This window comes from Streptomyces sp. NPDC039609 (assembly GCF_055596705.1).
The window spans coordinates 1-20,249 of the sequence record NZ_JBVIUJ010000019.1 but is presented as its reverse complement, the minus strand read 5'-3'; the positions used below and the strand labels follow the sequence as shown (position 1 = coordinate 20,249).

Genomic DNA, 20,249 nt, shown 5'->3' with positions numbered 1-20,249 from the left:
GTGGTGACGTTCGCGCAGGCGCAGGAGCGCGCCGAGGAATGGATCAACGGTGATGTGCCGGCGTACCAGCAACGCGAGGTGCGGGTACGGGAGTTCGGGCTGGGCTTCGTCGTGTGGGCGGAGGACCGCGAGGAGGGTCCGACCTCGGACGGTGGCCGGCAGCGGCTGGTCATCGCGCGGGACAGCGGCGATGCGACGCTGTGGCCCGGGCTGCCGGTGGGTGAGGTGATCCGCCGGTACGAGGAGGAGTACGGGGCGTCGGAGGGTGCCGACGCGGGTGCTGCGGCGCCTGCGCCGCCGGAGCGGATCGATCTGAATGCGACGTCGTTCCTGCTGAGCCCGCCGGAGTGGCTGCAGGACGCTGCGGACAAGCTCGGCCTGCCGTCTGCTCTGCCGAAGGGTCCGAACGCTTCGCAGGCGGGCGGGAGTTCGTCGGCCGCGGAGGCGACGGGCGCGGCGGCGCCGGCTTCGGTGCCTACGCCTACGCCTGTGCCTGCACCTGCGCCTGCACCTGCGTCGGCTTCGGAGGGCGCTTCGGTGGGCCGTCCGGTCGACTACGAGCCGACGGCCTCGGACGGGGTGCCGGCGAGCAGTCCGTGGGTGGACGCGAACGCGAGCTCGGGCGGTGCGGAGGGTTCGGTGCCGCTGCCGGCCACGGTCTTCGCCCCGCCGCTCTCGGGCGCGGACGACGACGACACGCCGCCTCCGGTGGTGGGCGCGGACGCCCCGACGGCCTTGATGTCGGGCGGCAGTGCGCTCCCGCCGACGGCGATCGCCACCCCGGCCCTGGACCGGAACGCTCCGCCGCCGGCGGGTGCGGGTCCGCTCGGCGGTTCCGGCGCGTCGGCCGGTCCGGCGTCTGCCGGCGGTTCGGGTACGCCTTCGGCCCCCGGCGCCCCGGGGGCTGCGGGCTCGATCGGTGGACCGACGCCGCCCGGTGCTCCCGGTACTCCGGCGGCCGCCGGTGGCCCGGGTGCGCCTCCGGCCCCTGGTGCTCCCGGCGTCCCTGGCGCCCCCGGTGTGCCTCCGGCCCCCGGTGCTCCTGGTGTGCCCGGTGGTACGCCCGCTCCTGGTGTGCGCGTTCCGTCGCCCACGGCCGGGGACATCGCGGATGCCGCCACCAGCAAGGCCGCGCTGCCCCCGCGGGGTGCGCGGGGGAGTGGGGGGAATCCGCCTCCGCCGCCGCAGGCGCCGGGGGTTCCCGGTGTGCCCGCGGGTGGATACGTACCGACGCAGCTCGTGGCGCAGCTCGGGCCGGACGGGCCTCAGCCTCCTGGACCTCCCACGCCTCCGCAGCCCGTGCACCAGGCCGCGACGATGCTGGCGCACCCGAGTCAGGGCGGCCCCGGCGCGCCGCCGCCCCCGCCCGCGCCTCCGGGTGCGCCCGGTGGGTCCGACGGTGCCGGTGTCGCGCACGCGGCGACGATGCTGGCGCACCCGAACCAGGGTGGACCCGGCGCGCCGCCGCCCCCGCCGGCGCCTCCGGGTGCGCCCGGTGGGTCCGACGGTGCCGGTGTCGCGCACGCGGCGACGATGCTGGCGCACCCCGGGCCCGGCGGTCTCGTCGCCCCGCCCGGACCTCCCGGTGCTCCTGGCGCTCCCGGTGCTCCGGGCGCTCCCGGGACCCCGCCCGGTGGTGTGCACCACGCGGCGACGATGCTGGCGCAGCCCGGTCCCGGTGGTCCGCCGGGACCGCCGGTGCCCCCGCCGTCCGCGCCGGGCACCCCGCCTCCGGCGTACGGGTACCCGCAGCAGCCCGCCGGTCAGCCGACCGTCGGCCCCGGCTACCAGGCCGTGCTGCGTTACCGCGCCCCCGACGGTTCCGAGGCCCAGATCATCCGGCGGTCCGCCCCCGGCACTCCGCACCCCGAGTGGCAGATCCTGCACGAGCTGCGCGCCATGAACGTGCCGCCGCAGCAGGTGCTGGAGCTGCACACGGAGTTGGAGTCCTGTGAGCTGCCGGGCGGTTACTGCGCACGGATGATCCGGGAGACCTGGCCGCAGGCGCGGATCACCAACATCGCTCCGTACGGCAAGGATCACGCGGGGCGTCAGCAGGGAATGCGGCAGCTCCTCACTCACCAGGGTGAGTTGCATCAGGTCGCGGACGGTCCGGCGCGTCCGGCGCCGATCCGTGCTCCGCTGCCGCAGGTGCAGCCGGCCCCGCCGATCCCCCCGGACGGTGTCGCGCAGGAGCTGGCCGGTGCCTTCGGCCCCGGCATCTGCCGGTTCGACCAGCGGGCCGTGTCCCGGCAGGGTGTGCCGGAGGTCGTGGCGCTGACCCTCGTATGGGCGGGTCTGCCGGCCGACTTCGGGCCGTTCTTCTGGGCGCAGCCGGCCCAGCCGGTGGTGCCGACGCTGGCGGAGCTCGCCACGCAGCGGCAGGTTCAGCCGGCGTCGGACGCGGGCTCGTACCTCGTGATCGGCTCGGACTTCGGGCGGGCGATCTGCGTCCAGTACGGGACGGCGCACATTGTCGCCGTACCGGTCGAGGCCGGTCCTGGCGGACAGCCGGTGCCGCCGCAGTTCGTGAACAGCGGGCTGCCGGAGTTCACCCGGGCCATGGCGTTGCTCGGCCGGATGTGGCGACTGCGGTTCGGGCTCAATCCGGAGCAGGCGGGCCGCTGGACGGTCGACTTCCAGGCGCAGCTGGCGATGCTGGACCCCGCGGCGCTGGCGTCGCCGGAGAACTGGTGGTCGGTGCTCCTGGAGCAGATGTGGGACGGACTGCTCTAGTACGGCTCCGGCAGGCATGACGCCGTTCGTGACCGAAGGCGCCCGACGTGTACGCACGTCGGGCGCCTTTTGTCGTGTCCGATGACGCATCCTGGCATGTAAGTCATTGCGGACATTACGGAAGGGGTGTCAGGGATGAGTTTCGCCGTCGCTCGTGGTCGCGGCTACCGCCCGAAGCAGGTCGACCGCCGTCTCGCCGCGCTCTCCGACGAACGCGACGCCGCCTGGGAGCGGGCGGCCCGGCTGACCGTCCTCGCGAGGGAGATGGGGGAGGAGGCGGACCGGCTGCGTACGGAGGTCGCCGCGCTGGTTCCGCAGCGGTACGAGTCGCTGGGTGAACGGGCGGGGCAGTTGCTCGAACTCGCCGAGGCGGAGGAGGAGAGCCTGGTGCGGGCCGCCGAGTCGGAAGCACAGGCCTTCGCGGCAGAGGCGGAGGAGGCGGCGCGGTCCGTGGAGGAGGCGGCGCGGGCGTACGCGGAGCGGGTACGGACGGAGGCGGAGGCCGTGGCCGCGGCGACGCTCGGCGCGGCGGGTGAGGAGGCCGGGAGCACGCTGGCGGCGGCTCTTCGCGCGGCGGAGGGTCAGCGCGCCGAGGCCCGGGAGGCGTTCGAGGAGGCGGCCCGCGGGGCGGCGGCGCTGGTGGCGGCCCAGCGGGAGGAGCAGACGGCGGTACGGGAGGAGGCCGAGCGGGTCGCGACGGCTCGGGCGGCCGAACTGGGCGCCCGGCACGAGGAACTCCTCACCGCCGCGGAGGCCCGTCTCGCGGACGCCCGACGCGCCCTCGCGGCGACGGAGGAGCAGGCCCGGCACGGCCAGGAGGACGCGGAGGCCCGGGCGGAGGAGCTGCTGGCCGAGGCGCGGTCGCAGCGGGAGCGGATCGAGCGGGCGACGGAGCGGGTGCTGGGCGAGCACACGGAGGCCAGTGAGGAGATCCACACCCACATGGACCACATCCGCACCTCCCTGGCGGCCCTGACGGGCCGTCCGGCCCGGCCGAAGGACGAGACGCCGGGGGCCGAGGAGCCCGAGCCGCCCGCCCCGTGATCATGTCGATCGGCGGGGCGGGCGGCCGGGGAGAGCGGGCTGTGGGTCAGCCGCACAGGCAGGGATCGGTGCTCCCGCCCAGGCCGTTGATGTCCTTGTCCCGCAGGGCACCGGCGTACGCCTGGATCTCGTCGAGGTCGCCGTGCAGGTACTCGCCCCAGCCGTCGGCGGTCCGGGAACGTCCCACCTGGAGCGGGCCGTTGCTGTGCCAGCCGTTGGGGAGGTCCGCGGTCGCCGCCGCGTCGGTGTACCCGTTCATGTAGAGCTTGATCTTGTCGGTCGCGTCGTCGTAGACCACGGCCAGTTCGTAGCGATCGCTGTTGGCGCCGTGGTAGCCCGCGACCTGCGCCACCACCTTCTCGGGCGCGCCCGCCTCGTCCTTCTCCGGAACGACCAGCTGCCAGGCATGCGTCGTCGGCTCGTACCGCAGCTTGAACGCGTCGGTGTGCTCGCCGGCCTGGGACAGCAAGGTCATCGGACGGTTCGGCTCGTCGTCCGCCAGGCGGACGACCACGCCGATCGTGAAGCTGTCCGCGGTGTCCACGACGGGCCCGTCCAGAGTGGCGTGTCCGCTCTCGCCGTCCAGCTTCAGGTTCCCGTCTCCGACCAGCGGGTACGGCACGACCGGGCAGTCGGGGTCGAGGTCGGGGATGCAGGAGTCGTCCGGGCCACGGTGGATCGTGGCCCCGGGGCCGAGTCGCAGCGGAGCGCCGCCCTTCTGCTCGGGGCTGACACCGTCCGTCGCCGTCTCCAGCGACCAGTGGCCGAGCAGCTGCGGCTTCCGGTACGCGAGCCGGGTCACCTCGTCCGGCACCACGACGCGGTCGTACGCCTGGATGTCACCGAGGTCGCCGTGCCAGCGGGCGTGGTACCGGGATCCGTCCCGGACACGGCCGATCTGGAAGGCGCCGGTAGCCTCCGCCGGTGCGGCCTGGACCGCGTTGCCGACCTCGTGGCCGTTGACGTAGAGCTTGGCGCGGCCGGTCTCGGTGTCGTAGAGACCCAGCAGATGGGCCCACTCGCCGGTCTCCGGCGCGCCGCCGGTCACCCGTGCGGCGCCGACGGTGAACGACCAGGTGGCGCCGGAGTCCCGACTGCGGAGTCCGAGGGCGAAGCCGGCCCCCTTGTCCGTGTCCTGGCTGGCGACGGTCATGGTGCGGTCGGTCTGCGCCGGGCGCACCCAGGCGCTGACGGCGAAGGTCTTGCGGGTGTCGACGGCCGGAGCGTCCGGCGTGAGGAAGCCATGGCTGCTGCCGTCGAGGCGCGCGCTGGAGGTGATGCCGGTGCCCTTGGGCGCCTCTCCGCCGAAGACGACTCCGGTGCCGGCGCGGGCGGCTGCGCCGGTCTCGGCAGCGGCCGTTGTGGACCCTGCCGCGTCGCCCAGCTTCCAGTGGGCGACGGGGGCACGGCCGGCCTTCGCGTAGAAGTGGTACGTGGTGGTCGTGCTGCTGCGCCCCGACCGGTCGATCGCGCGGACGGTCACGTAGTCCGGGCCGCTCCGGAGCGGCAGGAAACGGACGGTGGCGGGTCCGCCCATCTCGTCGGGACGGACGGTCCCGTACGGTCCGCCGATGAAGCCGTAGTCGTACGCGACGACGTCCGGCGAAGGGGAGTCCAGGGTGAAGCTGCCGTAGACGCCGACACCGTCCTGCCACTGCTCCTGCGGGTACTCCGCCGAGGTGACGACCGCCTTCTCCGGGCTCACGTCGTCGATGACGAACTGACAGGCGGAGCCTCCGCCTTCGGAGCTCCACGCAGAGGTCGCGGTGCCGTCGTTCGCGCGGACGTGCCACGAGACGACGGTGTTCGCAGGGATGCCCTGCGGCATCCGCCAGCTCTGCCCCACCCCGGAGCGCGTCTGGTACGTGGTGTACGTGAGGCGCTGCTCGGCCCCGGCGGCGTCGGTCCACCAGGCCTCGAACTCGCCCTGGACCATGTTGGCCCCACCGGGCTGGTCGTCCTCCACCGGGTCGTACAGCACGGCGGTGAGCGTGGGCGTGGGCGACGCGACGTACACCTTGGTGTCACCGGTCCCGCACGCCTTGAACTCCGACTGCAGATCCTGGACGAGCGGCTGCTTCGGCGGCAGATTGTCCACCGCGTACGCCGTACCGGGCACGCCCGCCACGATGGCTGCCAGGCCGCACCCCACCGCCAGCGCTCTGCCGCCGAATCTTCGGGTGTCACTTCTTCTGATGTCGGACACGTGTCCCTCCCCTGTGTGCACGTGAGGCCCGTGGATCACACGGGCCGCTGGAGGCTAACAGGGGCCGCAGACACCGGCGTAGGGGTTTTCGCACCGGACGCGACCTGCGTACTTCACCGTCCCGCTCACCCCTCGCCGGCCCGCTCCGCCTCCCTCAGGATCGGGAAGCGGCGCGGGGCCAGGACCAGTAGGACCAGCAGGGCCAGTGCCGCTGCCCCCGCCGCGCCCAGGTACACGTAGTCGACGGCCGCGTCGATCGCGCGGCGCAGTGTGTCGTCCGCGTGGGAGAGCGTGGACGCGAGGCTGTCCAGGTCCTGGCCGGCGCCGAGGCGGGCGGCCAGGACGCCGTTGGCGATCGCTCCGAACAGGGCCGCGCCCACGCTCTGGCCGACCTGGCGGCAGAAGAGGACGGACGCGGTGGTCGTACCGCGCTCCTCGTACGGGACGGTCGACTGGACGCCGACGATCAGCGGGAGCTGGAAGAAGCCGAGCGCGCCGCCGAGCAGCAGCATGAGCAGGGCCGGCTGCCACGGTTCCCCGGGGAAGGGGAGGAAGGGGAAGGCGAGCAGGACGAGGAGTGCGAGGGTGATGCCGACGATCGCGGTGAGGCGGAAGCCGATGCGGTTGTACACCCGGTTGGACAGGGCGGCGGTGACCGGCCAGCTGAGGGTCATGGCGGAGAGGACGAAGCCGGCGGCCGTGGAACCGAGGCCGAGGACGGCCTGGGCGTAGGTGGGCAGGAAGACGGTCGGGGCGACCATCACCAGGCCGAGCGCGCCGAGGGCCAGGTTGACCGCGGCGATCGTGCGGCGGCGCCAGATCCAGCCGGGGATGATCGGTTCGGCGGCCCGGCGTTCCACGAGGACGGTCACCCCGGCGAGGGCGAGGGCGCCCCCGAAGAGGCCGAGGGAGGGGGCGGACAGCCAGGGCCAGGCGACTCCGCCCTGGACGAGCGCGGTGAGGAGGAGGGTTCCGGTCGCGAAGACGGCGAGGGCCCCGGCCCAGTCGACGGAGACCTTCCGGGGTGTCCTGTCCGGCGCCCGATCCGGCTCCACCAGGAATCGTCCGACCAGCCACAGTGCCAGCAGGCCCACCGGCAGGTTCAGCAGGAAGATCCAGCGCCAGTCCCCGTACCCCGCGAGGAGTCCGCCCGCCGCCGGTCCCGCGACCGAGGCGGTGGCCCAGACCGAGGAGAGCTTCGCCTGGATCTTCGGGCGTTCCTTCAGCGGGTACAGGTCGGCGGCGATCGTCTGGATCGTGCCCTGGAGCGCGCCGCCGCCCAGGCCCTGGACGACCCGGAACGCGATGAGCGAGCCCATGTTCCAGGCCGACGCGCACAGCAGGGAGCCGATGAGGAAGAGGACGGTTCCGGCGATGAGGACCGGCTTGCGACCGAAGGTGTCGCAGAGCTTGCCGTACACCGGCAGTGTCACCGTCACGGCGAGCAGATAGCCGGAGAAGAGCCAGGAGAAGACCGAGAGGCCGCCGAGGTCGCCGACGATCTGCGGTACGGCGGTCGAGACCACTGTGCCGTCGAGCGCGGTCAGGCCCATCACCAGCATGAGGGCCGCGACGACGGGGCCGCGTCCGCGCGGCGTGGTGGCCGATGGCGTGACCTGCCGCGTCGTCGTCCTGCTCACGCCGGAATCCCCTCTCCGCGCATCGACACATCCACCGCCGCACCCGCCGGTATCCGTCGACGCCAACCTGAATGGGTCGTACATCTAATCTGCTCGGCTCAGCCTCTCACTCGATCCACGGGTGGAGAACCCCTAGGGGCCCCTCCCCCATAGAGGGCAGGGCCTGTTCGTCCCGACGGAGGACGAGGAAGTGCCCTGTCCGTCTTTAGCTTGGTCTTACGGATAACCCCAGGGCGAAGAGTGCGACGAGCACCAGTGACCAGCAGCCCCGGCTCCCCGCAGACTCGGAAACAAGCCCCACCTGACCTACGCGTTCCTGCGCATACTCAGTTATAGGAGACATACCGTGACTTCGGCTGTGACCATCCCCCAGCGCGGGGACACTGGAGGCAATACGGCCGTGGCCGCGCGGGCGCGGCAGGTCGTCAAGGCGTACGGTGCGGGCGAGACGCGGGTCGTCGCGCTCGACCACGTCGATGTGGACATCGCCCGCGGGCAGTTCACCGCGATCATGGGCCCCTCGGGCTCCGGCAAGTCGACCCTGATGCACTGCCTCGCCGGTCTCGACACCGTCACCAGCGGCGAGATCTTCCTCGACGACACGCAGATCACCGGCCTGAAGGACAAGAAGCTCACGCAGCTGCGGCGGGACCGGATCGGCTTCATCTTCCAGGCGTTCAACCTGCTGCCGACCCTCAACGCGCTCGAGAACATCACGCTGCCGATGGACATCGCCGGCCGCCGCGCGGACCAGCAGTGGCTCGACCGCGTCGTGTCCACGGTCGGTCTCGCCGACCGCCTCAAGCACCGGCCCAACCAGCTCTCCGGCGGCCAGCAGCAGCGGGTCGCCGTGGCCCGCGCACTCGCCGCGCGCCCCGAGATCATCTTCGGTGACGAGCCGACCGGAAACCTCGACTCCCGGGCCGGGGCGGAGGTGCTGGGCTTCCTGCGGCAGTCGGTGGACGAGCTGGGCCAGACCATTGTGATGGTCACCCACGACCCCGTCGCCGCCAGCCACGCCGACCGCGTCCTGTACCTCGCGGACGGCCGGATCGTCGACGAGATGTACCGGCCCACCGCCGACGCCGTACTCGACCGCATGAAGGACTTCGACGCGCGCGGGCGGACGTCATGACCGTGCTCAAGACCTCGCTGCGCAACTTCTTCGCGCACAAGGGCCGCATGGCGCTCTCCGCCGTCGCCGTCCTGCTGTCCGTGGCGTTCGTGAGCGGCACGCTGGTGTTCACGGACACCATGAACACCACGTTCGACAAGCTCTTCTCCTCGACCGCCTCCGACGTCACGCTCAGCCCGAAGGACGCGGCGGTCGACGACGAGACCCCGCAGACCGGCCGCCCCGAGACCCTGCCCGCCTCCCTCGTGGAGCAGGTCCGCAAGGCCGAGGGCGTCAAGGCCGCCCAGGGCTCGGTCATCTCCCTGAGCGTGACCGTCGTCGACTCCCGCGACAACAACGTCGGACCCACCAGCGGCGCCCCGACGATCGCCGTCAACTGGAGCGCCAACGAGCTGCGTTCGGTGGACGTCGCCTCCGGCCACGAGCCGCGCGGCCCCACCGAGGTGATGGTCGACGCCGGCACCGCCGAGAAGCACAAGCTGAAGATCGGCGACGAGCTGCGCACGATCGCGGTCACGGGCGACTTCAAGGCGAAGATCTCCGGCATCGTCGAGTTCAAGGTCACCAACCCCGGTGCCACCGTCGTCTACTTCGACACCGCCACCGCGCAGCGTGAACTCCTCGGCAAGGAAGGTCTGTTCACCCAGATCACGGCCGACGCCGTGCCCGGGGTCGGCGACGACAAGCTGAAGAGCAACATCGCCGCCGCGGTCGGCGGCGGCTACACCCTCCAGACGGCGGCCGAGGTCGCCGACGCGGGCCGCGAGGACGTCGCCGGCTTCCTCGACGTCATGAAGTACGCGATGCTCGGCTTCGCCGGAATCGCCTTCCTCGTCGGCATCTTCCTCATCGTCAACACCTTCTCCATGCTGGTCGCCCAGCGCACCCGCGAGATCGGCCTCATGCGGGCCATCGGCTCCAGCCGCAAGCAGGTCAACCGTTCCGTCCTCGTCGAGGCGGTCCTCCTCGGTGTCGTGGGCTCGATCGCCGGCGTCGCGGCCGGTGTCGGACTCGCCATCGGCCTGATGGAGCTCATGTCCTCCATGGGCATGGAGCTGTCCACCGAGGACCTGACCGTGAAGTGGACGACGCCCGCCGTCGGTCTCCTCCTCGGCATCGTCGTCACCGTCCTCGCCGCGTACATCCCGGCACGGCGGGCCGGCAAGGTCTCCCCGATGGCCGCCCTGCGCGACGCGGGCACCCCGGCCGACGGCAAGGCCGGCATGGTGCGGGGCGGGCTCGGCCTGCTCCTCACGCTGGGCGGCGCCGCCGCGCTGTGGGCCGCCACCCAGGCGGAGAAGGCCTCCGCCGGCTCCCTCTGGCTCGGCCTCGGCATCGTCCTCTCCCTCATCGGCTTCATCGTCGTCGGACCGCTCCTCGCGGGCGGCGTCGTCCGGGTCCTCGGCACGATCGTCCTGCGGATCTTCGGCCCGGTCGGGCGGATGGCCGAGCGCAACGCGCTGCGCAACCCGCGCCGTACGGGTGCCACCGGCGCCGCCCTGATGATCGGGCTCGCCCTCGTCGCCTGCCTGTCGGTGGTCGGCTCGTCGATGGTCGCCTCGGCCACCGAAGAGCTGGACCGCTCGGTCGGCGCGGACTTCATCATCCAGTCCAGCAACGGGCAGCCGGTCATGCCGCAGGCCCAGGCCGCCGTGGAGAAGACGCCCGGCCTGAGCCACGTCACCGAGTACACCTGGGTCGAGGCGACGATCACCGACCCGCGGGGCAAGCCCGTGGAGAAGGGCCTGGTCGCCGCCGAGCCGACCTACGCGCAGGACCTGCGGCGCGACACGACCGCCGGTGAGCTCTCGGCCGCGTACGGCACGAACGCGATGTCCGTGGGCAGCGACTACGCCACCGAACACGGCGTGAAGGTCGGCGACGAGCTGACCGTCGCCTTCAAGGGCGGCGACAGCGCGAAGCTGAAGGTCGCGGCGATCACCTCGGACGAGAACAACGTCGACAAGGGCGTGATGTACACCAGCATCACCACCGCGGCGCAGCATCTGGCCGCCGACAAGCGGCCGAAGAGCATGATCATGTTCGCGACGGCCGAGGACGGCAAGGAGAAGGAGGCGTACGCGGCCCTCAAGGACTCGCTCGCCGCCTACCCGCAGTACAAGGTGCAGAACCAGGCCGACTACAAGCAGGACCTGAAGGACCAGGTCGGCCAGCTGCTCAACATCGTGTACGGCCTGCTCGCCCTCGCGATCATCGTCGCCGTGCTCGGTGTGGTGAACACGCTCGCCCTGTCGGTGGTCGAGCGGACCCGGGAGATCGGCCTGATGCGGGCCATCGGCCTCTCGCGCCGCCAGCTGCGCCGCATGATCCGCCTGGAGTCGGTGGTCATCGCCCTCTTCGGCGCCCTGCTCGGCCTCGCCCTGGGCATGGGCTGGGGCACGGCGGCCCAGAAGCTGCTGGCCCTGGAGGGTCTCGGGGTCCTGGAGATCCCGTGGCCGACGATCCTGACGGTCTTCGTGGGCTCGGCGTTCGTGGGCCTGTTCGCGGCGCTGGTCCCGGCGTTCCGCGCGGGCCGGATGAACGTCCTGAACGCGATCGCGACCGAGTAGTCCCGAGGGGGCCACGGGGGTGCCCCCATGGGATCGTACGGCCCCGGTGACGGTCACCGGGGCCGTACGCGTCAGTGTCGACCCGGTCCCACCGATCCGGTGGGAAACGGCAAGGAGGGCCGGGTGACCGGCCCTCCTTCCGTGTCCTCGCCCCCGGTGACAGCAATCCTTCGCGCGAGTGACGGAGCCACGTCGTAGGCTGGTCCCACCCGGCCGTCGCGCCGGGACCCCCGGCCCGTGAGACGTGTCGGGCCGTTCGCGTTGCCCGCTGCCGTAAACCCACCGGGATGGAAGTCCATGAGCCTGCACGGTCTGCTCGACCTCGTCGTCAAGGACGCGGCCCTCGCCGAGGCGGTGAAGGCCGCCGCCGACGGCAACCGTATGCACGTGGATCTGGTCGGCCCCCCGGCCGCGCGCCCCTTCGCGGTGGCCGCGCTCGCCCGTGAGGCGGGCCGGACCGTGCTCGCCGTCACCGCGACCGGCCGGGAGGCCGAGGACCTGGCGGCCGCCCTGCGCAGCCTCCTTGACCCGGACACGGTCGTCGACTACCCCTCCTGGGAGACGCTGCCGCACGAGCGGCTCTCGCCCCGTTCCGACACCGTCGGACGGCGCCTCGCCGTGCTGCGCCGTCTCGCCCACCCGTCCGCCGACGACCCGTCCGCCGGCCCGGTCTCCGTCGTCGTCGCGCCCGTACGCTCCGTGCTCCAGCCGCAGGTCAAGGGCCTCGGCGACCTGGAGCCCGTGGCGCTGCGCACCGGGCAGACGGCGGATCTGAACGAGATCGTGGAGGGCCTGGCCGCCGCCGCGTACTCCCGGGTCGAGCTGGTCGAGAAGCGCGGCGAGTTCGCCGTGCGCGGCGGCATCCTGGACGTCTTCCCGCCGACCGAGGAGCACCCGCTCCGGATCGAGTTCTGGGGCGACGACGTCGAGGAGATCCGTTACTTCAAGGTCGCCGACCAGCGCTCCCTGGAGGTCGCCGAGCACGGGCTGTGGGCCCCGCCCTGCCGTGAGCTGCTCCTGACCGACGAGGTGAAGCGGCGCGCCGCCGCCCTCGCGGAGGAGCACCCGGAGCTGGGCGAGCTGCTCGGCAAGATCGCCGAGGGGATCGCCGTCGAGGGCATGGAGTCCCTCGCCCCGGTCCTGGTCGACGACATGGAGCTGCTCCTCGACGTCATGCCGAAGGGCTCGATGGCCGTCGTGTGCGACCCCGAGCGGGTCCGTACGCGCGCCGCCGACCTCGTCGCGACCTCGCAGGAGTTCCTCCAGGCGTCCTGGGCGGCGACCGCCGGTGGCGGCGAGGCGCCGATCGACGTCGGCGCGGCCTCCCTGTGGGGGATCGCGGACGTACGGGACCGGGCGCGCGAGCTCGACATGATGTGGTGGTCGGTCTCCCCGTTCGCGGCGGACGAGACGCTGGACGCGGACACGGTGAAGCTGGGGATGCACGCCCCGGAGACGTACCGCGGCGACACCGCCCGGGCGCTCGCCGACACCAAGGGCTGGCTGGCCGACGGCTGGCGCACGGTCTACGTCACCGAGGCCCACGGCCCGGCGACCCGCACGGTCGAGGTCCTCGGCGGCGAGGGCATCGCGGCCCGCCTCGACGCGGACCTGGCCGAGGTCTCCCCGTCCGTGGTCCATGTGGCGACCGGCTCGATCGACTTCGGCTTCGTCGACCCGGCGCTCAAGCTGGCGGTGCTCACCGAGACCGACCTGTCCGGGCAGAAGGCGGCCGGCAAGGACGGCCAGCGGATGCCCGCCAAGCGGCGCAAGACGATCGACCCCCTGACCCTGGAGGTCGGCGACTACATCGTGCACGAGCAGCACGGCGTCGGCCGGTACATCGAGATGGTTCAGCGGACGGTGCAGGGCGCCACCCGCGAGTACCTCCTCGTCGAGTACGCCCCGGCCAAGCGCGGCCAGCCCGGCGACCGGCTCTACATCCCGACCGACCAGCTGGAGCAGGTCACCAAGTACGTCGGCGGAGAGGCCCCCACCCTGCACCGGCTCGGCGGCGCGGACTGGACGAAGACCAAGGCGCGCGCGAAGAAGGCCGTCAAGGAGATCGCCGCCGACCTGATCAAGCTCTACTCGGCGAGGATGGCGGCCCCCGGCCACGCCTTCGGCCCCGACACCCCCTGGCAGCGGGAGCTGGAGGACGCCTTCCCGTACGCGGAGACGCCCGACCAGCTGTCCACCATCGCCGAGGTGAAGGAGGACATGGAGAAGACGGTCCCGATGGACCGCCTGATCTGCGGCGACGTCGGCTACGGCAAGACCGAGATCGCCGTACGCGCGGCCTTCAAGGCGGTCCAGGACGGCAAGCAGGTCGCGGTCCTGGTCCCCACCACGCTCCTCGTCCAGCAGCACTTCGGCACGTTCTCGGAGCGGTACTCGCAGTTCCCCGTCGTCACCCGCGCGCTCTCCCGCTTCCAGACGGACACCGAGTCGAAGGCGACGATGGAGGGCCTGAACGACGGTTCCGTCGACATCGTCATCGGCACCCACCGTCTCTTCTCCTCCGAGACCAAGTTCAAGGACCTCGGCCTGGTCATCGTCGACGAGGAGCAGCGCTTCGGCGTCGAGCACAAGGAGCAGCTGAAGAAGCTCCGTGCCAACGTCGACGTCCTGACGATGTCCGCCACCCCCATCCCCCGTACGCTCGAAATGGCGGTCACCGGCATCCGTGAGATGTCGACGATCACCACCCCGCCAGAGGAGCGGCACCCGGTCCTCACCTTCGTCGGCCCGTACGAGGAGAAGCAGATCGGCGCGGCCATCCGCCGTGAACTGCTGCGCGAGGGCCAGGTCTTCTACATCCACAACCGGGTCGAGTCGATCGACCGAGCGGCGGCGCGGCTGCGGGAGATCGTGCCGGAGGCGCGGATCGCGACCGCGCACGGCCAGATGTCGGAGTCGGCCCTCGAGCAGGTCGTGGTCGACTTCTGGGAGAAGAAGTTCGACGTGCTGGTCTCCACGACGATCGTCGAATCCGGCATCGACATCTCCAACGCCAACACGCTCATCGTCGAGCGCGGTGACAACTTCGGGTTGTCGCAGCTGCACCAGCTGCGCGGCCGCGTCGGCCGTGGGCGCGAGCGGGGTTACGCGTACTTCCTCTACCCGCCGGAGAAGCCGCTGACCGAGACCGCGCACGAGCGGCTCGCGACGATCGCCCAGCACACCGAGATGGGTGCGGGCATGTACGTGGCGATGAAGGACCTGGAGATCCGCGGCGCGGGCAATCTGCTCGGCGGTGAGCAGTCCGGTCACATCGCGGGTGTCGGCTTCGACCTGTACGTACGGATGGTGGGCGAGGCGGTCGCCGACTACCGGGCCTCCCTGGAGGGCGGTGTCGAGGAGGAGCCGCCGCTGGAGGTCAAGATCGAGCTTCCGGTCGACGCGCACGTCCCGCACGACTACGCGCCGGGCGAGCGGCTCCGCCTCCAGGCGTACCGTGCGATCGCCTCCGCCAACACGGAGGAGGACGTCAAGGCGGTGCGGGAGGAGCTCACCGACCGCTACGGCAAGCTGCCCGAGCCGGTGGAGAACCTGCTCCTGGTCGCCGGCCTGCGGATGCTGGCCCGCGCGTGCGGGGTCGGCGAGATCGTGCTCCAGGGCCCGAACATCCGCTTCGCCCCGGTGGAGTTGCGCGAGTCGCAGGAGCTGCGGCTCAAGCGTCTCTACCCGCGGACGGTCATCAAGCCGGCCGTCCACCAGATCCTGGTGCCGCGCCCGACGAGCGGGAAGATCGGCGGGAAGCCGGTGGTGGGGCGCGAACTGCTGGCGTGGACGGGCGAGTTCCTGACCACGATCCTGGGGTCGTAGAGCGTGGGTGGGTCCGGGGCCGGCCGGCCCCGGACCCGGGTTCCTACAGCGCGTCGAGGTCGAGCGCCTCGGCCATCGCCCTGTAGCCGGCGTCGCCCGGGTGCAGGTGGTCGCCCGAGTCGAAGGCGGGGAGCATCCGGTCCGGGTCGGACGGATCGGCCACGGCGCGGTCGAAGTCGACCACCGAGTCGTATGCGCCCGAGGTGCGGATCCACTCGTTGACCGCGTCCCGCTTGGCCTCGTTGACCGGGGTGTCGTAGAACGAGCCCTTGATCGGGGTCAGCGTCGCGCCGACGACCTTGATGCCCCGGGCGTGGGCCTGGCGGATCAGGGAGCGGTGGCCCTCGATGAGCTGCTCGACCGACACCTCGGGTGTGGGGCCGCCGGGGAAGGCCGGGCCGCTGCCGCCGATGTCGTTGATGCCTTCGAGGACGATGACCGTGCGCACGCCCGGCTCGGTCAGGACGTCCTTCTTGAACCGCTCGATGCCCTTCTCGCCCGCCCAGGTCGTGTCGTTGGTGACCTGGTTGCCGCCGATGCCGTGGTTGAGGACGCTCCGTGGCTTGCCCGCGGCGGCGAAGCGCTCGGCCAGCTCGTCGGGGTAGCGGTTGTTCACGCCCGGGCCCGAGCCGACGCCGTCGGTGATGGAGTCGCCGAACGTCACGATGCCGTCCCGGCGGGCGGGAGCGCCGCCGCTCACCTCGACGCCGGAGAGGTAGTACCAGGACTCGCTGCTCTCCTTGAACGCGGTGCCGTCGCGGTCCGAGCGGTGGTCGCCGTCCGCGCGGTAGCTGGTGGCGGAGGCGAAGTGGTGGAAGGTGGCCGGTCCGGTGGGCGCGGCCAGGTAGAGGGTGACCGTCACCGACTCCAGCGCCTTCACCGTGAACGGCACGCCGTCGCTGTACGCCGTCCCGCCGGCGGGAATCGTCACCGAGCGGCCCTTGCCGAAGGACAGCGGCCGGACCGAACCGGCCTTCACCGAGGCGCCTTCGTCCGTGCGGGCCACGGTCGCACCGGTGATCCGCAGCGGGGTCGTGCCGTAGCGGTTGGACAGCTCGATACGGGCCTTGGTGCCGCCGGTGGTGACGCGGACGACCTGGCGGACCGTGTGGTTCGAGAAGCCCTGCTGGGACCAGTTGGGGGCGAAGGGGGCGGTCGGGGCGTGCGGCGAGGTGGCCCAGGCGCCGCGCCAGGAGCCGTCGTGCCGGTGTTCGGCCGCGACGGCGCCGCCGAGCGGAACGGCGGTGAGGGCGGCGGCACTTAAGGCGGCGACGGTCGTGAGGCGTACGGACGTGGTGAAGGTCTTCGTGGTCTTCGTCGTCATGTACGTGACCAAGTGGAGCGCGACTCCGCTTATTCCTGGGCCGGTTGTGCGGTGTCGGACGCGAACAGCAGCCCGGCGAGGGTGCGGAAGACCTCCTCGGGGTCCTGTTCGCCGATCGGGCCCGCGAGGTTGTGGCTGAGCAGCAGGGTCGCGAAGCCATGGGCCAGCGACCAGGCCGCGACGCCCGCGAGGCGGGCGTCGGGGCCCCGGCCGTCGGCCGGTACGCCCGCGATGCCCGCCTGGAGCCCCGCGCCGGCCCGTTCCTTGGCGGCGAGCAGCTCCGGGTCGTCGGGCCGGTGCAGGTCCGGCTGGAACATCACCTGGAAGTGCGCCGGATGCTCGGTGGCGAAGCGCACGTACCGCACCCCGGCGTCCTTCAGGTCCTTCGCCTGCGCGAGGGCCGCCGCGAGCAGGTCGAAGCCCTCGGCCGCGACGGCCGTGAGCAGGCCCGCGCGGTCCTTGAAGTGGTGGGCCGGGGCCGCGTGCGAGACGCCCGCGCGGCGCGCCAGGTCGCGCAGGCTCAGGGCGGAAGGGCCCTCGGTGGCGATGACGTCGAGGGCGGCGCTCAGGACCGCCTGCCGCAGGTCGCCGTGGTGATAGGTGCTCCGGCTGCTCATGAACAGCAGCCTACGCCTGATCTAGGCATTGACAAGTTCGCCGGACGGGAGCAATCTAGTCAGCGTCAAGATGAAGGTGGAATTCGACCGAGGAGGCGGACATGAGCACCGAGATCGGCACGGCCGTCGAGCACACCGTGGAGCCCGGGCGCGTACGGCAGATGTGGCATCTGCTCGAACCCCTCCACGCGCTGCTCTACTACGCCCCCGAGGCCTTCGATGAGGCCCGCGCGCTCGGCCACGACGTGGAGGAGCGCTGGCCCGCCTACTTCGCCTGGCGTGCCGCGCCCCTCGGTCCGGCCGGGGCCGAGCGGGTCGGCTCCGCGTTCTACAGCTTCAGCCCGGAGATGGTGGCCCGATACGTGCCGGAGGTCTGGCGGACCGCCGCGCCCGCCGACGCCCTGGACGCCCGGCTGCGCGCCGTCGACCGTGCCTATCGCGCCGTCCTCGGTCCCGAGGTCGTCGACGGGCCGGGCCTCGCCGAGGCGGCCGCGCTCGCCCGGCGGGCCGCCGGGGCCGCGGTGACGGCCGGTCGTCCGCTCGCCGCCGCCAACGCCGAGCTGCCCTGGCCCGAGGCCCCGCACCTGGTGCTCTGGCAGGCCGCGACGATCCTGCGCGAGCACCGCGGCGACGGCCATCTGACCGCCCTCCTCGCCGCCGGCCTGGACCCGGCCGAGTCCCTGGTCTCCTTCGCGGCCGTCGGGGCCGCGTCCGAGCAGACCTTCGCGAGCCGCGGCTGGAGCGAAAGTGCCTGGTCGGCGGCCCGGGACCGGCTGACCGCCCGAGGTCTGCTCTCCGCCGACGGCTCGGTCACCGACGCCGGCCGCGCCCTGCGTGCGGGGGTGGAGTTGCGTACGGACGAACTGGCCGCCGCCCCCTGGGCCGCCCTCGGGTCCGAGTCCACCGCCCGGCTCGCCGAGCTCCTCGGCGGACCCTGGCTGGCCGTCATCGGCTCCGGCCTGCTGCCCGGCGAGAACACCCTGGGGATCGGCAAGATCTGAGGGCGCCGGAAGCGCCGCGACCGAAGGCGTCCGGAAGCACCGCGGCCGTGGGTTGCGCGCGCGGCGCACCCCACGGCCGCACAGGTGCGGGGGAGTCGTCAGGTCGGGGGCTGGTCCTGCCCCCGCTGCTTGTCGATGTACTCCTGTGCCTTCTGCTGGCCCTGGTCGACCTTGCCGGCGTGCTTCCCGCCGGTCTTCTGGTCGATCATGTCGCCGCCGCGTTCGACGGTCTGCTCGGCCTTGTCCGGATGCTGGCCCATCATGCCCTTGAGCTTGTCCATGATCCCCATGATCTTCGCGACTCCTTTGAAAGGGGACAAACAGCTCATTCGACGCTACGCGCCCCCTGTCGATTCCGCGCGCCGAACAGCTCAATGGTCTGGACCGCAAAGGGGCTGGCTAGGATCCCCGCGTGCCCAGCCATCCGAAGACCCTCCCCCTCGCCGCACTTGCCGCCGCCGTCCTCATAACCTCCGGCTGCACGGCGGACCCTGACGGTTCCCCGGCCGGAGCCGCCCCGGGCGGGGGCGGCCCCGCGCTCGCCGCCGTCGACACCCTCACCGTCAAGGGCCGCGCCCCCAGGACCGGCTACGAACGGGAGAAGTTCGGCCGTGCCTGGATCGACGTCGACGGCAACGGCTGCGGGACCCGCGACGACATTCTCCAGCGCGACCTCTCCGACGTCCGCTTCAAGGAGGGCCGCTGCAAGGTCGCCTCCGGGGTCCTCGCCGACGACCCGTACACGGGGGACCGCGTCGACTTCGTCCGAGGCCGCAGCAAGGTGGACATAGACCATCTCGTCGCCCTCTCCGACGCCTGGCAGAAGGGCGCGCAGCAGTGGGACGAGGCGAAGCGGCACCGCTTCGCCAACGACCCGCTGAACCTCCTCGCCGTCGACGCGTCCGCCAACCGCCGCAAGTCCGACGGGGACGCCGCGACCTGGCTGCCGCCCAACAAGGCGTACCGCTGCACTTATGTGGCCGCACAGGTCGCCGTGAAGAAGAAGTACGGGGTGTGGGTCACCCGGGGCGAGCGCGACGCGATGAAGACGGTCCTGCGCGGTTGCCCGGACCAGAAGCTGCCGTGACCTCACGGCTGCCGTAAATGAGTTGGGGTATGCGTGAACGGGCGTTAGCCTGCGCCCTCATGGAGCTGAACATAACGACCCTCGCCGAACGCCCCGAGCTCGAAGCTCCGATGTGGGGGATGAAGGACCTCTGGCCGGAGTTCGTCATGTACGACCCGGTCGGCTGGTCCCACTTCGGGCGGATCGTCGCCGAGCTGCCTGAGTACGTCCTCGTCGCCACGGACTCCGAGGGCAGGGTCGTCGCCCGCGCGCTCAGCGTGCCCTTCCAGCTCCGGGCCGAGGGCCGCGGCGAACTGCCCGCCACCGGCTGGGACCAGGTGCTGCTGTGGGCGTTCTCCGACCGGCGGCACGGGCGTACCCCGGACACCGTCAGCGCGATCGAGGTCACCGTCGACACGAGCGCGCTCGGGCAGGGGCTCTCGGCGAAGATGCTGGAGGCCATGCGGGACAACGCCCGCCGGCTCGGCTTCTCCGACGTCGTCGCCCCGGTCCGCCCCAACGGCAAGCACCTGGAGGCCGCCGCCTCCATCCACGAGTACGCCTTCCGCACCCGCGAGTCGGACGGCCTGCCCCACGACCCGTGGCTGCGCGTCCACGTCCGCGCGGGCGCCACGATCGAGGCGGTCGCCCCGGCCTCGATGACGATCGGCGCCTCCGTCGAGCAGTGGCGCGAGTGGACGGGCCTGCCGTTCGACACGGACGGCCCCGTCGAGGTCGAGGGCGCGCTGGTTCCGGTCCACTGCGAGGCCGCGCGCGGCTACGCCGTCTATGTCGAACCCAACGTGTGGGTCCGCCACCGGCTGTAGACCCTCTTCCTATGATCCGACCCGGGAGGCGACGTTTCGGGGAGCGGGATGTACCGTACGGCGTCCCTGTCGTATGTCCTGCGCCTCGAGAGGTCACCGATCGTGAAGCAAGCCGTCCCCGTCGAGAGTCCGGACGTCCCGCCGGTCCAAGGGTCCGGACCCGCCCTGCCCGGGCTGCGGGCCCGGCTGGCGCTGGCGGTCGTTCCGCTGCTGAGCCTCGGGGTGCTGGGTCTCGTACCCTCCCTCGTCATCGCC

13 protein-coding genes are annotated in these 20,249 nt (G+C 72.2%); 8 read left to right on the top strand and 5 right to left on the bottom strand.

Annotated elements, in window-relative coordinates; genetic code table 11:
* Nucleotides 1-2,736: an SUKH-4 family immunity protein gene (locus ACZ561_RS36990; protein ID WP_471003999.1), complete on the top strand. Its 2,736-nt coding sequence runs from the start codon at nt 1-3 to the stop codon at nt 2,734-2,736.
* Nucleotides 2,737-2,871: 135 nt separating this feature from the next.
* Complete coding sequence (locus tag ACZ561_RS36985) at nt 2,872-3,780, top strand: cellulose-binding protein (protein ID WP_471003997.1); 909 nt, start codon at nt 2,872-2,874, stop codon at nt 3,778-3,780.
* A gap of 46 nt (nt 3,781-3,826) precedes the next feature.
* Here the strand turns inward: ACZ561_RS36985 and ACZ561_RS36980 are convergent, their stop codons facing one another.
* Together ACZ561_RS36980 and ACZ561_RS36975 are read right to left on the bottom strand one after the other, a co-directional pair.
* Nucleotides 3,827-5,986: a LamG domain-containing protein gene (locus ACZ561_RS36980; RefSeq protein WP_471003995.1), complete on the bottom strand. Its 2,160-nt coding sequence runs from the start codon at nt 5,984-5,986 to the stop codon at nt 3,827-3,829.
* A gap of 125 nt (nt 5,987-6,111) precedes the next feature.
* Nucleotides 6,112-7,710 (bottom strand): MFS transporter, encoded by a 1,599-nt coding sequence (locus ACZ561_RS36975; RefSeq protein WP_471003993.1) that lies wholly within the window; start codon nt 7,708-7,710, stop codon nt 6,112-6,114.
* A gap of 262 nt (nt 7,711-7,972) precedes the next feature.
* Between ACZ561_RS36975 and ACZ561_RS36970 the strand changes: the two genes are divergently transcribed.
* The 3 genes from ACZ561_RS36970 (at nt 7,973) to mfd (ending at nt 15,159) form a co-directional block, all read left to right on the top strand.
* Nucleotides 7,973-8,761, top strand: a complete 789-nt coding sequence (locus ACZ561_RS36970; protein ID WP_471003991.1) for an ABC transporter ATP-binding protein — start codon at nt 7,973-7,975, stop codon at nt 8,759-8,761.
* On the top strand, nt 8,758-11,331 hold the full coding sequence (locus ACZ561_RS36965; RefSeq protein ID WP_471003989.1) for an ABC transporter permease: 2,574 nt from the start codon (nt 8,758-8,760) through the stop codon (nt 11,329-11,331). Before ACZ561_RS36970 ends, ACZ561_RS36965 begins: the two co-directional genes overlap by 4 nt.
* Before the next feature lie 297 nt (nt 11,332-11,628).
* Nucleotides 11,629-15,159: a transcription-repair coupling factor gene (mfd, locus tag ACZ561_RS36960; protein WP_471003987.1), complete on the top strand. Its 3,531-nt coding sequence runs from the start codon at nt 11,629-11,631 to the stop codon at nt 15,157-15,159.
* A 43-nt stretch (nt 15,160-15,202) separates the two neighbouring features.
* On the opposite strand, the gene ACZ561_RS36955 is transcribed toward mfd, so the two are convergent.
* On the bottom strand, nt 15,203-16,483 hold the full coding sequence (locus ACZ561_RS36955; RefSeq protein WP_471003985.1) for an SGNH/GDSL hydrolase family protein: 1,281 nt from the start codon (nt 16,481-16,483) through the stop codon (nt 15,203-15,205).
* A 29-nt stretch (nt 16,484-16,512) separates the two neighbouring features.
* Nucleotides 16,513-17,100, bottom strand: coding sequence for a TetR/AcrR family transcriptional regulator (locus ACZ561_RS36950; RefSeq protein ID WP_471003983.1), 588 nt, complete (start codon nt 17,098-17,100; stop codon nt 16,513-16,515).
* 101 nt (nt 17,101-17,201) lie between these two features.
* Here ACZ561_RS36950 and ACZ561_RS36945 point away from each other — a divergent pair, with 101 nt between their 5' ends.
* Nucleotides 17,202-18,101: an SCO6745 family protein gene (locus ACZ561_RS36945; RefSeq protein WP_471003981.1), complete on the top strand. Its 900-nt coding sequence runs from the start codon at nt 17,202-17,204 to the stop codon at nt 18,099-18,101.
* A gap of 98 nt (nt 18,102-18,199) precedes the next feature.
* On the opposite strand, the gene ACZ561_RS36940 is transcribed toward ACZ561_RS36945, so the two are convergent.
* Nucleotides 18,200-18,391 (bottom strand): antitoxin, encoded by a 192-nt coding sequence (locus ACZ561_RS36940; protein WP_471003979.1) that lies wholly within the window; start codon nt 18,389-18,391, stop codon nt 18,200-18,202.
* A gap of 122 nt (nt 18,392-18,513) precedes the next feature.
* Here ACZ561_RS36940 and ACZ561_RS36935 point away from each other — a divergent pair, with 122 nt between their 5' ends.
* Both ACZ561_RS36935 and ACZ561_RS36930 read left to right on the top strand, forming a co-directional pair.
* Nucleotides 18,514-19,188, top strand: coding sequence for an HNH endonuclease family protein (locus tag ACZ561_RS36935; protein WP_471003977.1), 675 nt, complete (start codon nt 18,514-18,516; stop codon nt 19,186-19,188).
* Between the two features lie 59 nt (nt 19,189-19,247).
* The gene (locus ACZ561_RS36930) at nt 19,248-19,994 is read left to right on the top strand and encodes a GNAT family protein (RefSeq protein ID WP_471003975.1); all 747 of its coding nucleotides are present in this window, start codon (nt 19,248-19,250) and stop codon (nt 19,992-19,994) included.
* Nucleotides 19,995-20,249: the final 255 nt, after the last annotated feature.